Origin of the sequence: Saccharopolyspora sp. NPDC049426 (genome assembly GCF_040676935.1) — a bacterium.
Taxonomy (GTDB): domain Bacteria; phylum Actinomycetota; class Actinomycetes; order Mycobacteriales; family Pseudonocardiaceae; genus Saccharopolyspora.
The window spans coordinates 500694-514454 of record NZ_JBFAPZ010000004.1; the positions used below are offsets into that span (position 1 = coordinate 500694).

Sequence of the window (13761 nt, forward strand, 5' to 3'; positions counted from 1 at the left end):
CCCACGCGTTAGATGAACCTGAACGTGTCCAATCGACCTTGCGACGGGATGTGCCCATGCAGCAGTACGAGATCGCGGTGTTGCCCGGCGACGGCATCGGCAACGAGGTCATGCCCGAAGCGCTGCGCGTGCTCGACGTGATCGGCGCGAAGTACGGCGTGCGTTTCGAGCACCGCCACTTCGACTGGAGCTGCGAGACCTACCGCAAGACCGGGCGGATGATGCCCGAGGACGGCCTCGACCGGCTGCGCGACCACCACTCGATCCTGCTGGGCGCGGTCGGGTACCCGGGCGTTCCCGACCACATCTCGCTGTGGGGTCTGCTGATCCCGATCCGCCGGGTGTTCGACCAGTACGTCAACCTGCGCCCGGTGCGCCTGCTGCCGGGGGTGACGCCTCCGGTGCGCGACAAGCAGCCCGGCGACATCGACTTCTGGGTGGTGCGGGAGAACACCGAGGGCGAGTACTCGAAGCTCGGCGGCCGCCAGAACGAGGGAACCGACCGCGAGACGGTGCTGCAGACCGCGTCGTTCAGCCGCTTCGGCACCGACCGGATCATGCGCTACGCGTTCGACCTGGCCCGCAGGCTCGGCAAACCGCACGTGACCTCGGCGACGAAGTCCAACGGGATCTACTACTCGATGCCGTTCTGGGACGAGCGGTTCGCCGAGATCTCCCGGGAGTACCCGGAGGTCCGCGTGGACCAGGACCACATCGACATCCTGTGCGCGCGGTTCGTGATGACCCCGGAGCGCTTCGACGTGGTGGTGGCCAGCAACCTCTTCGGCGACATCCTCTCCGACCTCGGCCCGGGCGTGACCGGCACGATCGGCGTCGCCCCCTCGGGCAACATCAACCCGGAGGGCCGCTACCCGTCGACGTTCGAGCCGGTGCACGGCTCGGCGCCGGACATCGCGGGCAAGGGCATCGCCAACCCGATCGGCCAGATCTGGTCGGTCGGCATGATGCTCGACCACCTGGGCCTGACCGAGGCGGGCGCGGACGTGGTGACCGCGATCGAGAAGGTGCTCGGCGACGCCACCGCCCCGCGCACCCCGGACCTGGGCGGCACCGCCGCGACCGAGGACCTCGGCAAGGCGATCGCCGAGGCGATCAACGGCTGACGCGGGCGGCCACGGCGAACAGCCGGTCCTCCTGTCCCGGTCGGCCGACCAGCTGCAGGCCGACCGGGAGCCCGTCCACCGTTCCGGCTGGCACCGAGATCGTCGGGGCTCCGGCGAGGTTCCAGGGCCGGGTGAGGCCGATCAGCGAGCCGCGCACCGGAGTCCGCGTGCCGTTGAGCTCGATCTCGCGCTGGTCGATCTCGGGCGCGGTGACGCAGGTGGTGGGCATGGCCAGCAGCTCGACCTCGCCGAGCAGCTCGGCGACCTCGGCGCGCCAGTCGTCGCGCTCGCCGAGCGCCCGCACGTACTGCCAGCCCGCGGTCTCACCGGCCAGCCGCAGGATCGCCAGGACGTCGTCGGTGAACAGCTGCGGCGCATCGGCGATGCGCTCGGCGTGCACGGCGTGAGCCTCGCTGAACTGGATCGCGCCGAACGCCCGCAGCATCCCCTCCAGCCCGCTCGGATGTACCTCGCGCACGTCGATCCCGCCGACGTCCAGCGCCGTCCGCGCGACGCCGGTGACCCGGGGGTCGGTGGGGTGCAGCAGGTCCGGCGGGATCCAGCCGATCGACACCTCCGAGCCGTGCTCGCGGCTGGGCATCGGCCGCAGTCCGGCCAGCACCCGGTAGGCCAGTCGGCAGTCGGCGGTGTTGCCGGCGACCACGCCGACGTGGTCGAGGGTCTGCGACAGCGGGAACACGCCGTCGGTCGGAATCGCGCCGTGGGCGGGTTTGAAACCGGCGATCCCGCACAGCGATGCCGGGATGCGCACCGAGCCGCCGGTGTCGGTGCCCAGCGCCATCGGCACCATCCCGGCCGCGACCGCCGCGCCGCTGCCGCCGCTGGACCCGCCGGTCATCCGCCCCGTGTCGTGCGGGTTTCGAGAGGGACCGTTGTGGGCGCGGTCCCCGGTGGGGCCGAAGGCGAACTCGTGCGTGGTGGTCTTGCCGATGATCACCGCACCGGCCTCCCGCAACCGGCGCACGCACTCGGCGTCCGATGTGGACACGTGGTCGGCGAAGTGCGCCGAACCCATGGTGGTGCGCGACCCGGCCACGTCGATGATGTCCTTGACCGCCACCGGGATGCCGTGCAGCGGGCCGCGGTCGAGGCCGTCGGACAGCTCGGCGTCGGCCTTCTCCGCCGCGCGCAGCGCGCCTGCGCGGTCGAGGGTGACCACGGCGTTGAGCTCGCCGTCGAGCGCGTCGACCGCGGCGAGCGCGGCCGTGGCGAGGTCGACGGCGCGCAGCTCCTCGCGGCGCAGCTGCTCACCGAGCTCATCGATGGTGCGGCCGTGGAAGAAACCTGTCGTGTGCTGCGTCCCAGTGCTCAACGCGCCTCCCGCCCGGATGATCAGCGAAGGGGACATCTTCGGCTCGCGAACGACGATCCGTCAACGCTCGGCGCGCACCGCGGTGATCACCATCAGCGCCGCCACCAGCAGCGCCATCCCCAGCGACAGCACCGTCACCCCGGCGTCGTGCGCGGGCCCGTGCCCGGACAGCCCGGAGAGCAGGGATTTGACGCCGAGGAACACCAGCAGCGCCGAGAACCCGACGGACGCGTCCGGCGCCCGCGCGCACAGCCGGGCGGTCAACCGCACCAGCCGGACCGCGCCGAGCAGCGCAAGCAGGTTCGCGCACAGCACCACCAACGATCCGCCGCCGGTCGCCGAGACCGCGAAGGCGCCGAGCGCCACCGCCGCCGGCACCGCGCCGAGGCTCAGCGCCCCGGCCCGGGGCAGGCCTGATCCGCCGCCGCGGAAGAGCCACCACGCGGCCAGGATCACCAGCAGTCCGAACAGCGCCGAGATCCACGCGACACCGGTGACTCCGGTGGCGGCCAGCACGATCCGCGTCAGAGCAGAGGCGCCGACGGCGAGCACCACCAGCCTCCTCGCGGCGGGGACCTGGTGGGTCAGCACCACGACCACGACGACCAGGTCCACGGTGACCGCGAACGCCGAACCCCAGGCCGCCAGGAACTGCCCGGCCGACACCGGTGACCCGATGCTCAGCCCGGCCGCGACCACCAGCGCGGCGGCGATCCCCGCTGCGGCCACGGGCAGGTCGTGCCGCGTGGGGGCGCGGCCCCGGGCGCAGGCGAGCAGGTCGGTGGCCACTGCTGCGAGCAGCACGGCGACCGCTGCGAACGGGAGCAACGCGGGCACGCTCATCGGCGCCTCCGGCAGTGGGGAGCGAATCGTTCCCCGCGGACCTCGGCTCTGGGGCCTGGCACCGGTGGTTGTAGTCCGACCCGAGGATGGTGTCCAGGACCACACCGGTTATCCATCCGTTCGGCCCAGCGGCTGGTCCACACTGGACTCACCGGTTCCGCGCTCGCGGTTCCACGCTCACCGTCCGGAATACTGTATGCTAAAACCACGGGCTGAGCCCGTGGCCACCGTCGGTACGAGCAACCGGAGCTGACCGCATGTCGCTGACCTCGAAGCCGTCCGAGGGCATCGCCGCCCGCCAGGTGGCACGCCCGGTCCCGCTGCGCGAGACGGTCTACGAGGCCATCCTCGAACTGATCATCACCGGTGAGCTCAAACCCGGTCAGCACCTGGTCGAGAAGGAACTGGCCGAGGCGCTCGGCGTCTCCCGCCAGCCCGTTCGCGAGGCCCTCCAGTGGCTGCAGAAGGACGAGTGGGTCGATCTACGTCCGGGGTACGGCGCCTTCGTCCACAGCCCCACCCCCGAAGAGGCCGATCAGCTCCTCGGCGTGCGCACCCTGCTGGAGGCCGAATCCGCCCGGCTGGCGGCGGTGAACTCCACCAAGGACGGCGTCGCCGAGCTCAAGCAGATCTACAAGTCCGGTCTCGCCGCGCTCAAGGCCGACGACGTCGAGGCGGTCGTGGCCGCCAACGCCGAGCTGCACGCCAAGATCACCGAGATGTCCGGCAACAAGGTCCTCAACGAGTTGGCCGCGCAGATCAACCGCCGAGTCCGCTGGTACCACACGCCCGTCGCCAAGAGCCGCGGCAAGCAGGCCTGGGACGAGCACTCCGCGCTCATCGACGCCATCGCCAAGAAGGACGGCGACACCGCGTCCCGCCTCATGCGCGAGCACACCGAGCACACCCGCAAGAGCTACCTCGATCACAGCGCCGAGGACTAGATCAACTCCACACGCTCCGGGTTCTCCGTTGTGAAAGCACCGAGAAAGCTGATTCGTGCACCATTCGTGGTGCCTGCCTGGGGCACATGGGCGTCCGGTGTTGGATCGGCGGTCGCTCGGGTGGCCGGGCGCCGGTTCGATGGGTGATGGGGGATTCATCGCGCCGGCGCCGGCGTCACCGTTCAGGGAGGGGGACCGGGAGCGGCCGCTTGTGGGGAGCGGCCGTTCTTTCCTTCTCACAGCCCCTTCCTAGGCCAAAAGCGCGTTGCCGCAGGCGATTCTGCCCAGGTGGTCCCAGGCCTGATCCACCGCGAACTGCCCGTGGGCCGCGGTGTGGGCGTCCCGGAAGCGGCGTTCCACGCCGTAGTCCTGCCGGAACGCGTGCTGACCGCACACCTTGATGCCGAGTTCGGCGACCTGGACGGCGTTCTCGCCGCCGAGCGCGCGGGCTTGCAGCAGTCGTTGCAGACCGTCGGGGTGCCAGCCGTGCTGGACGGCGTCGGCGAGCACCAGCTCGGCGGTGTCCACCTTCGTCCGCATCCTGGCGAGATCGGCCCTGACCTCGGGTTGCTCGGCAGGCGGGGCCTGCCAGCGGGACCAGGAGGGCTGCGGGCCGGTCACGCATTCGACGCCCCGGGCGAGCACCGCCTCCATCAGTCCGAGCGCGAGCGCGGCCTGCAGGGCGCACAACCAGGGCAGGATCACCTCCAGCAGCTCCTGCGCTGCTCCTCCCTCATCCCCGATCGCGGCGGAGGAGGGCACCAGGACCGGGTCCGCGGTGATCGTCGCGGTGGCGCTCCCCCGCAACCCGACCGCGTCGGCCGATGCGGGAACGCACAGGCCGGGCGCTTCGGCCGGGATCAGCCACAGCGACAGCCCGCCGCGCCGCCCGGCGGGCGGGCCGGTCCAGACGTAGCTGTCGGCTTCACCGGCCGAGACGACCCAGTTCTTGCGGGCCGACAGGGCGACCACTCCCCCGCGCGATTCGGCCCGTCCCGCCGGGACCAGTCCCGGGTTGCCGGTTTCGGCCAGCGCCAGGGTGCTGAGGTGCCCGCCTGCGGCGATCGCGCGCAGGAGTTCGGAGTCGGCGTGGCGGGCCAGCACCGCCGTGGCCGCGTAGTGGGCGGCCAGCACTGCCGCGGTGGACCCGCAGACGCGGGCGACCCGGTCGGTGACCTCGACGGCTTCGCCGAGGCCGCGACCGGAGCCGCCGTACCGCGTGGGCAGGGTCAGGCCCAGCAGACCGGCCTGGCCGAGCGCGTCGACGTTCTCGCGCGGGAACCGTCCTGCACCGTCGGTTTCGCGGGCGCGCGGCTCGATGATCCTGCGCAGGACGCGGTCGAGGGCGTCTCGGTGGTTGCGGGCCGTCATCGCCGGCCCCTGGCCGGACCCGCCGCGACGAGCGCGCGGCGGGCCCGGGTGCTGCTGCGGTCGAACATGCTCACTCCCGTGGGATGTGCCCGGCCGTCGCGGGTTCGCCGGGCGCGAGCCGCTGGCCGAGCAGGTCGCCGAGTGCGTTGACGGTGCGCAACGTGGGGGCTTCGGCACCCACCAGGTCGGCCAGTTCGACGACCGCGGTGAGCATCGCCTCCAGTTCCAGGGGTTTTCCCCTCTCCAGGTCCTGCAGGGTGGAGGTCTTGTGGTCGCCGGTGCGTTCGGCACCGGCCAGACGCCGGTCGATGGCGATGTCGGGAGAGCAGCCGAGCGCGCCGGCGATCTCCAGGGATTCGCGCATCATCGCGGCCACGAGCTCCCGCACGCCCGAGTGGCGGCACATCCCGGCGAGGGTGGCTCCGGTGAGCGCGCTGATCGGGTTGAAGGCGACGTTGCCCATCAGCTTGATCCAGATGTCGCGGCGGATGTCGTCCTCGACCGGGCACTTCAGCCCGCCGGCGATCATGGCGTCGCTGAACTCGCGGCAGCGATCGGAATCGCTGCCGTCGGGTTCGCCGATGGAGAAGCGGGTTCCCTCCCGGTGCCGCACCACTCCGGGGGCGTCGAGTTCGGTGGCGGCGTAGACCACGCAGCCGATGGCGCGGCGTGGTGGGAGGACCCGGCTGACGGCGCCACCGGGGTCGACGGTGTCGATGCGGTGGCCTTCGAAGGGACCGCGCAGTCCGTGGAAGTACCACCACGGGATTCCGTTCTGCGCGGCGATGATCGTGGTGTCCTCCTTGAGCAGGGGGTGGACCAGTGGTCCGCAGGTGGCGTAGGAATAGGCCTTCAGGCCGAGGACGACGTGGTCGACCGCGCCGATCTCAGCCGGATCGTCGGTGGCGTTGGGCGTGACCTGGAAGTCCCCGCGAGGGCTGAGCACCCGCACGCCGTCGGCGCGCAGCGCGGCCAGGTTGTCCCCACGAGCCAGCAGGCTCACGTCCGCTCCCGCCCGATGCAGGCAGGCACCCACGTACGCGCCGATGGCACCGGCGCCGACAACAGCGACTCTCACAATCGATCTCCGCTCTGGTCTTGCGGCCAGGCGCAGGTGTCGGTGCATTCAGTATACAGTATGTGAACCACCGGGCAAGATTCTCGCTCGCTCACGCTTCCGAAGAACGCCGGAATCGAACCGCCGACCAGCAGATCCGCACTCCTCGTGTCGACTGTGGACGCACTGCGGACGACGACGAATCCCGCGACGACCTATGGACACCCGCCCTTCGCTGCGGTATCCCTGATACGAACCTCATACGGTATGCAGTATGGAGACGACCGCAGACGCGTGTTCACACAAGGGGATGAGCGCTGATGGCCCAGACGGCACCCGACAACGCAGGCGAACCCGAACAGATCTCCGGCGGTCACCTCGTCGCCAAGGCGCTCAAAGCCGAAGGCGTGGATACGATCTTCACCCTCTGCGGTGGCCACATCATCGACATCTACGACGGCTGCGTCGACGAGGGCATCGACGTCATCGACGTGCGCCACGAGCAGGTCGCCGCCCACGCCGCCGACGGCTACTCCCGCATCACCGGCAAGCCCGGCTGCGCGGTGGTCACCGCGGGCCCCGGCACCACCGACGCGGTCACCGGCGTGGCCAACGCCTTCCGCGCGGAGAGCCCGATGCTGCTCATCGGCGGCCAAGGCGCGCTGTCACAGCACAAGATGGGCTCGCTGCAGGACCTGCCGCACGTGGACATGATGAACCCGATCACCAAGTTCGCCGCCACCGTGCCGCACACCGAACGCGCCGCCGACATGGTGTCGATGGCCTTCCGCGAGTGCTTCCACGGCTCCCCCGGCCCGTCGTTCCTGGAAATCCCGCGCGACGTGCTCGACGCCAAGGTCCCGGCGGACAAGGCCCGCATCCCGCAGGCCGGCGGATACCGGGCCACCACCCGTTCTGCCGGCGATCCCGACGCGGTGCAGAAGCTGGCCGACCTGCTGGTCAAGGCCGAAAAGCCCTGCATCCTGCTGGGAAGCCAGACATGGACCTGCCGGGCCACCGAATCGGCGGTCAAGCTGGTCCGCGAGCTCAACGTCCCCGCGTTCTGCAACGGCGCCGGGCGCGGCACCCTCCCGCCCGGGGATCCGCTGCACTTCCAGCTCGCGCGCCGCTACGCGTTCCAGAACTCCGACCTGATCATCATCCTCGGCACCCCGTTCGACTTCCGGATGGGCTACGGCAAGCGCCTCTCCCCCGAGGCGACGGTCGTGCAGATCGACCTGGACTACCGCACGGTCGGCCGCAACCGCGACGTCGACCTGGGCATCGTCGGCGACGCCGACGCGGTGCTCACCGCCCTGTCGCAGGCCGCGTCCGGACGCACCGACAACGGGGCGGGCGGCCGCAGGAGCTGGGTGCAGGAACTGCGCGAGGTCGAGAACGCCGCGCTGACCAAGCGCCTCCCGCGCCAGCACTCCGACGCCTCGCCCATCGACCCCTACCGGCTGGTGCACGAGATCAACGAGTTCCTCACCGAGGACTCGATCTACATCGGCGACGGCGGCGACATCGTCACCTTCTCCGGCCAGGTCATCCAGCCCAAGGCCCCCGGCCACTGGATGGACCCCGGACCGCTGGGCACCCTCGGCGTCGGCGTGCCGTTCGCGATGGCCGCCAAGAAGGCCTGCCCCGACAAGGAAGTGGTGTGCCTGTTCGGCGACGGCGCGTTCAGCCTCACCGGGTGGGACTTCGAGACGATGGTGCGCTTCGACCTGCCGTTCGTGGGCATCGTCGGCAACAACTCCTCGATGAACCAGATCCGCTACGGCCAGATCGCCAAGTACGGCGAGGACCGCGGCCGGGTCGGCAACACCCTCGGCGACATCCCCTACAGCAAGTTCGCGCAGATGCTCGGCGGCTACGGCGAAGAGGTCCACGACCCCGCCGACATCGCCCCCGCGCTGCAACGCGCGCGCGAGTCCGGCAAGCCCTCGTTGATCAACGTCTGGGTCGATCCCGAGGTCTACGCGCCGGGAACGATGAACCAGACCATGTACAAGTGAAAACCCCGTTCCCGGAGCTCTTTTCCGCGTTGAGGTGCCAGTAGCGAGAGTCGACCGAGCGGCTTCGCCGCTTCAGGAGCAAAGAGGTGCCAGTCATGAGTGCATTGGAAGGCGTGCGCGTGCTGGACATGACGCACGTCCAGTCCGGACCGTCCGCGACGCAGATCCTGGCCTGGCTCGGGGCCGACGTGGTCAAGCTGGAGGCACCCACCGGCGACATCACCCGCAAGCAGCTGCGCGACGTCGCCGAGGCCGACAGCCTCTACTTCACGATGCTCAACTGCAACAAGCGCAGCATCACGCTGAACATGAAGTCCGAGGCGGGCAAGGAGATCTTCACCAGGCTGGTGGCCGAATCCGACGTGCTGGTGGAGAACTTCGGCCCCGGGACCGTGGACCGCATGGGCTTCACCTGGGAGAAGCTGCGCGAGATCAACCCGAAGCTCGTCTACGCCTCCATCAAGGGGTTCGGCGACGGGCCCTACACGCACTTCAAGGCCTACGAGGTGGTCGCCCAGGCCATGGGCGGTTCGATGTCCACCACCGGTTTCGAGGACGGCCCGCCGCTGGCCACCGGGGCGCAGATCGGCGACTCCGGGACCGGGATCCACACGGTGGCCGGAATTCTCGCCGCGCTGCTGCAGCGCGAGCGCACCGGAGCCGGCCAGCGCGTGTCGGTGGCGATGCAGCACGCGGTGCTCAACCTGTGCCGGGTGAAGCTGCGCGACCAGCAACGACTGGCGCACGGGCCGCTGCGGGAGTACCCCAACGCCGACTTCGGCGATGAGGTCCCGCGTTCGGGCAACGCCTCCGGCGGTGGTCAGCCGGGCTGGGCGGTGCGCTGCAAGCCGGGCGGCGACAACGACTACATCTACGTCATCGTGCAGCCGCAGGGCTGGGCACCGATCGCGAAGCTGATCGGCAGGCCCGAGCTGATCGACGATCCCGACTGGGCCACGCCGGAAGTCCGCCTGTCCAAGCTGGACAAGATGTTCAGCATGATCGAGGAGTGGACGCTCGGTCACGACAAGTGGACCGTGCTGGCCGCGCTCAACGAGCACAACGTGCCGTGCGGTCCGATCCTGTCGACCAAGGAGATCATCGAGGACGCCTCGCTGGTCGACAACGACATGATCGTCAGCGTCGATCACCCCGAGCGCGGCGAGTTCAAGACGGTCGGCTGCCCCATCAAGCTCTCCGACTCCCCCGTCGACGTCCAGCGCTCGCCCCTGCTCGGCGAGCACACCGCCGAGGTCTTCCGGGACCGGCTGGGCATCGACGAGTCCGAACTGGCCGAGCTCAAGGCGAACGGAGTGATCTGAAGTGGCATACGACGGTGCCCGCGTGCGGGAGGTGCTCGACGCGGTGCGGTCCGAGGGCCGGGCCGCGCTGACCGCCCCCGAAGCCAAGCAGCTGTGCGACGCCTACGGCATCCCCACCGCCGGTGAGGGCCTGGCCACCAGCGCCGACGAGGCGGTCGCGCTGGCAGCCGAGTTCGGCGGCCCGGTGGCGTTGAAGATCGTCTCGCCGGACATCCTGCACAAGACCGACGCCGGCTGCGTGCTCGTCGACGTCAGCGGCGAGGACGACGTGCGCGCCGGCTACCGGCAGATCCTGGCCAACGCCCACGCCCACACCGAGAACCCCGCGATCGCCGGGGTGCAGGTGCAGCAGATGGTCAGCGGCCAGGAGGTGATCGTCGGGGCCACCACCGACCCCACCTTCGGCAAGGTCGTCGCCTTCGGTCTCGGCGGTGTGCTGGTGGAGGTGCTCAAGGACGTCACGTTCCGGCTGGCGCCGCTGAGTGCCGGGGAGGCCAGGGCGATGCTCGACGACATCGCCGCCGCCGAGGTGCTGCGCGGTGCGCGCGGCGCGGAACCGGTGGACGCCGCAGCGCTCGCTGAGGTGCTGCGCAGGGTCTCCGAGCTTGTCAGCGACTTCCCGGAGATCGCCGAGCTGGACCTCAACCCGGTCTTCGCAACGCCGTTGGGCGCCACCGCGGCCGACGTGCGGATCGTGCTGCAGACCGAGGAGCCCGCGGTGGCGCCGCAGCGCTCCCAGGAGGAGATCCTGGAGTCGATGCGGCGGCTGATGACGCCGAGCAGCATCGCGGTGATCGGGGCCTCCAACGAGGACGGCAAGATCGGCAACTCGGTGATGAAGAACCTGATCAACGGCGGGTACGCGGGCGAGATCCACCCGATCAACCCCAAGGCCGACGAGATCATGGGCCGCAAGGCGTACAAGAGCATCGCCGAGGTGCCGGGCGAGGTGGACGTCGCGGTGTTCACGGTGCCCGCGAAGTTCGTGGCCTCGGCGCTGGAGGAGTGCGGCGCGAAAGGCGTCGCGGCGGCGGTGCTGATCCCCTCCGGATTCGCCGAGACGGGCAACCACGAGTTGCAGGAGGAGGTCGTGGCGGTCGCCCGCAAGCACGGGATCCGGCTGCTGGGCCCCAACATCTACGGCTACTACTACACCCCGCAGAACCTGTGCGCGACGTTCTGCACCCCCTACGACGTGCGCGGCGGGGTAGCGCTGACCTCGCAGAGCGGCGGCATCGGCATGGCCATCCTGGGCTTCTCGCGCACCACGAAGATGGGTGTGTCGGCGATCGTCGGACTGGGCAACAAGTCCGACGTGGACGAGGACGACCTGCTGACGTTCTTCGAGCACGACGACAACACCAACGTAGTGGCGATGCACCTGGAGGACCTCAAGGACGGCCGGGCGTTCGTGCGGGCCGCCAAGAGCATCACGAAGAAGAAGCCCGTGGTGGTGCTCAAGGCGGGCCGCACCGACATGGGCGCGCGAGCGGCCAGTTCGCACACCGGGGCGCTGGCCGGCAACGACAAGGTCTACGACGACATCCTGCGCCACTCGGGCGTGGTGCGGGCTCCCGGGCTCAACGAGATGCTGGAGTACGCGCGCGGACTTCCGGTGCTGCCCACGCCCCAGGGCGAGAACGTCGTGATCATCACCGGTGCCGGCGGGTCAGGTGTGCTGCTGTCAGACGCCTGCGTGGCCAACGGTCTCGACCTGATGGACATCCCGCCGGACCTCGACGCGGAGTTCCGGCGCTACATCCCGCCGTTCGGCGCGGCGGGCAACCCGGTCGACATCACCGGTGGTGAGCCGCCGAGCACCTACGAGGCCACCATCCGGCTCGGGTTGCGGGATCCGCGGATCCACTCGCTGATCCTGGGTTACTGGCACACCATCGTCACTCCTCCGATGGTGTTCGCCGAACTGGCTTCCCGCGTGGCCGAGGAGGCGCGCGCGGAAGGTATCGACAAGCCGATCGTGGTGTCGCTGGCGGGCGACACCGAGGTGGAGAAGGCGGCGGACTACCTGTTCGACCACGGCATCGTCGCCTTCCCCTACACCACCGAGAAGCCGGTGGCGGTGCTGGGCGCGAAGTACCGGTGGGCCAGGTCCGCCGGACTGCTCGGCTGATCGGCCGCCCGACAGGCACGCGGCGGGGCCGGTTTCTCCTCACCTCACCTGAGCCGGTTCCGCCGCCTGCACCGCCGAGCAAAGCTCCACAGCAAACAATGGACAAGGAGGTCCGATGTGGACGCTGACAAGGCGCCTGGGAGAGACGATCAAGAACCGGTATTAGAATCCGACGGCCGGGTCTGGAGCGCGGGCGGGCTGGAGCCCATGCCCATCCGCAAGCTCCCCGACGCGCCGCCGTCCATCCACCTGCTCGGCCCCACCGTGTTCCTCGTCGCGCTCGGTGTGGGCATGGGCGAATCCTACATGTGGCCCCGGCTGGTGCTGATCTTCGGCCCGGAGATCCGGTGGTTGTTCCTGATCGGGGTCACGCTGCAGGCCGTGGTGATGCTGGAGATGGCGCGCTACGCGATGGCCACCGGGGAGAGCATCTTCTCCGGTGCGGCGCGCGTGGCGAAACCGCTCATGTGGTTCTTCTTCATCACCGCGATGGCCGTCTACATCTGGCCCGGTCACCTCTCGGCCGGAGCCGCGGCCCTGGAGCAGATCACCGGAATCCCCTGGTACGTGTCGGGGTGCGTCGGGCTGCTGCTGGTCGGGGTCATCTTCACCATGGCGAAGGTGATCTACAGCCTGCTGGAGAGCGTGCTGTCGATCCTCATCGGCCTGCTGGTGGTGGGCACGGCGGTCATCGCCTCGCTGGTGGGCAACCTCGGTGACCTGACCAGCACGATCGCGGGCATGTTCCACTTCGGGTACTTCCCGGAGGCGGCGATGTCACCGGAGTGGTTCCCCGTGGTGGTCGGCGCCATCGCCTTCGCGGGCCCGTCGGGCATGCAGCAGATGTGGTACACGCTGCACCTGCGCGATTCCGGTGCCGGCATGGGCGCGCACATCCCCCGCATCCGCGGCCTCAGGCACGCGGGCGAGGAGGAGGTCATGCCCTCGCGCGGGTTCATGTTCGACACCGACGACCCGGCCGAGATGGCCAAGTGGAAGGGCTGGCGGCGCTGGGTCACCTTCGACGCGCTGCTGCTGTTCTGGGGCGTCACGATGCTGGTGACGATCTCGTTCACGGTGCTGGCGCAGTCGGCCTCGCGGGAGAACCCCGACGTGAAGTCGCTGATCGAGAGCGGCGAGCGGGAGGCCGCGCTGTCGGCGATGTCGGACGCCTTCTCCTCAGCGGGTTCTCCGCTGCTGGGCACGGTGTTCCTCGGGTTCATCGCCTTGATCGGGCTCAACGCGACGCTCGGGCTGTTCGACTCGTTCTCCCGGGGCCAGGCCGACATGACCTACAACTTCGTACCGGGGGCCAAGCGCTTCCGGATGTCGCACCTCTACGCCGCGTTCCTGTGGGGCGTGATCATCTTCGGGATCCTGATCCTGCTGTTCGGCCCAGCCGACGGGCCGAGCGCGATCCTGGACATCCTCGCGTTCCTGTCCACCTTCGCGATGGGCGCCTACTGCGTGGTGCTGCTGCTGGTGAACAACAGGATGCTGCCCAAACCGATCCGCCCGAAGTGGTGGAGCAACCTGATCATCGGTGCGGGTGCGGTGTTCTACCTCGGGATGCTGTTCTACAGCCTGGTGCGCTTCGGAGTGGTCGTGAGCTGAC

At 69.8% G+C, this 13761-nt stretch carries 10 protein-coding genes; 6 read left to right on the forward strand and 4 right to left on the reverse strand.

From position 1 onward, the window contains the following. Nucleotides 1-56: 56 nt before the first annotated feature. Nucleotides 57-1124, forward strand: a complete 1068-nt coding sequence (locus AB0J78_RS11350; RefSeq protein ID WP_363788738.1) for a tartrate dehydrogenase — start codon at nucleotides 57-59, stop codon at nucleotides 1122-1124. Here the strand turns inward: AB0J78_RS11350 and AB0J78_RS11355 are convergent. Both AB0J78_RS11355 and AB0J78_RS11360 read right to left on the reverse strand, forming a co-directional pair. Next, nucleotides 1114-2457, reverse strand: a complete 1344-nt coding sequence (locus tag AB0J78_RS11355) for an amidase (protein ID WP_363788739.1) — start codon at nucleotides 2455-2457, stop codon at nucleotides 1114-1116. The two genes, AB0J78_RS11350 and AB0J78_RS11355, sit on opposite strands and share 11 nt — an antisense overlap. Before the next feature lie 60 nt (nucleotides 2458-2517). Next, the gene (locus AB0J78_RS11360) at nucleotides 2518-3300 is read right to left on the reverse strand and encodes a hypothetical protein (RefSeq protein ID WP_363788741.1); all 783 of its coding nucleotides are present in this window, start codon (nucleotides 3298-3300) and stop codon (nucleotides 2518-2520) included. 257 nt (nucleotides 3301-3557) lie between these two features. Here AB0J78_RS11360 and AB0J78_RS11365 point away from each other — a divergent pair, with 257 nt between their 5' ends. Beyond that, a complete protein-coding gene (locus AB0J78_RS11365) occupies nucleotides 3558-4244 on the forward strand; it encodes a GntR family transcriptional regulator (protein WP_363788743.1) in 687 nt (228 codons plus the stop codon). 249 nt (nucleotides 4245-4493) lie between these two features. Here the strand turns inward: AB0J78_RS11365 and AB0J78_RS11370 are convergent, their stop codons facing one another. Beyond that, complete coding sequence (locus AB0J78_RS11370; RefSeq protein WP_363788745.1) at nucleotides 4494-5615, reverse strand: acyl-CoA dehydrogenase family protein; 1122 nt, start codon at nucleotides 5613-5615, stop codon at nucleotides 4494-4496. A gap of 70 nt (nucleotides 5616-5685) precedes the next feature. After that, a complete protein-coding gene (locus AB0J78_RS11375; protein WP_363788747.1) occupies nucleotides 5686-6693 on the reverse strand; it encodes a 2-dehydropantoate 2-reductase in 1008 nt (335 codons plus the stop codon). A gap of 299 nt (nucleotides 6694-6992) precedes the next feature. On the opposite strand from AB0J78_RS11375, the gene AB0J78_RS11380 reads away from it, so the two are divergent. From AB0J78_RS11380 to AB0J78_RS11395, 4 genes are all read left to right on the forward strand, one after another. Then, the gene (locus tag AB0J78_RS11380) at nucleotides 6993-8693 is read left to right on the forward strand and encodes a thiamine pyrophosphate-binding protein (RefSeq protein WP_363788749.1); all 1701 of its coding nucleotides are present in this window, start codon (nucleotides 6993-6995) and stop codon (nucleotides 8691-8693) included. A gap of 95 nt (nucleotides 8694-8788) precedes the next feature. Next, the gene (gene frc / locus AB0J78_RS11385) at nucleotides 8789-10015 is read left to right on the forward strand and encodes a formyl-CoA transferase (RefSeq protein ID WP_363788751.1); all 1227 of its coding nucleotides are present in this window, start codon (nucleotides 8789-8791) and stop codon (nucleotides 10013-10015) included. Nucleotide 10016: 1 nt separating this feature from the next. After that, the gene (locus AB0J78_RS11390) at nucleotides 10017-12146 is read left to right on the forward strand and encodes an acetate--CoA ligase family protein (protein WP_363788753.1); all 2130 of its coding nucleotides are present in this window, start codon (nucleotides 10017-10019) and stop codon (nucleotides 12144-12146) included. Between the two features lie 207 nt (nucleotides 12147-12353). Next, nucleotides 12354-13760 carry an Nramp family divalent metal transporter gene (locus tag AB0J78_RS11395; protein ID WP_363788755.1) on the forward strand — a complete coding sequence of 469 codons (1407 nt, stop codon included), beginning with the start codon at nucleotides 12354-12356 and terminating at the stop codon, nucleotides 13758-13760. The last annotated feature ends 1 nt before the right edge of the window (nucleotide 13761 follow it).

Excerpts from the sequence above, each read along its gene's own strand:
- AB0J78_RS11350 (WP_363788738.1), top strand. The coding sequence starts at position 57 with ATGCAGCAGTACGAGATCGCGGTGTTGCCCGGCGACGGCATCGGCAAC.
- AB0J78_RS11360 (WP_363788741.1), bottom strand. The coding sequence starts at position 3,300 with ATGAGCGTGCCCGCGTTGCTCCCGTTCGCAGCGGTCGCCGTGCTGCTC.
- AB0J78_RS11365 (WP_363788743.1), top strand. The coding sequence starts at position 3,558 with ATGTCGCTGACCTCGAAGCCGTCCGAGGGCATCGCCGCCCGCCAGGTG.
- AB0J78_RS11370 (WP_363788745.1), bottom strand. The coding sequence starts at position 5,615 with ATGACGGCCCGCAACCACCGAGACGCCCTCGACCGCGTCCTGCGCAGG.
- AB0J78_RS11380 (WP_363788749.1), top strand. The coding sequence starts at position 6,993 with ATGGCCCAGACGGCACCCGACAACGCAGGCGAACCCGAACAGATCTCC.
- frc (WP_363788751.1), top strand. The coding sequence starts at position 8,789 with ATGAGTGCATTGGAAGGCGTGCGCGTGCTGGACATGACGCACGTCCAG.
- AB0J78_RS11395 (WP_363788755.1), top strand. The coding sequence starts at position 12,354 with ATGCCCATCCGCAAGCTCCCCGACGCGCCGCCGTCCATCCACCTGCTC.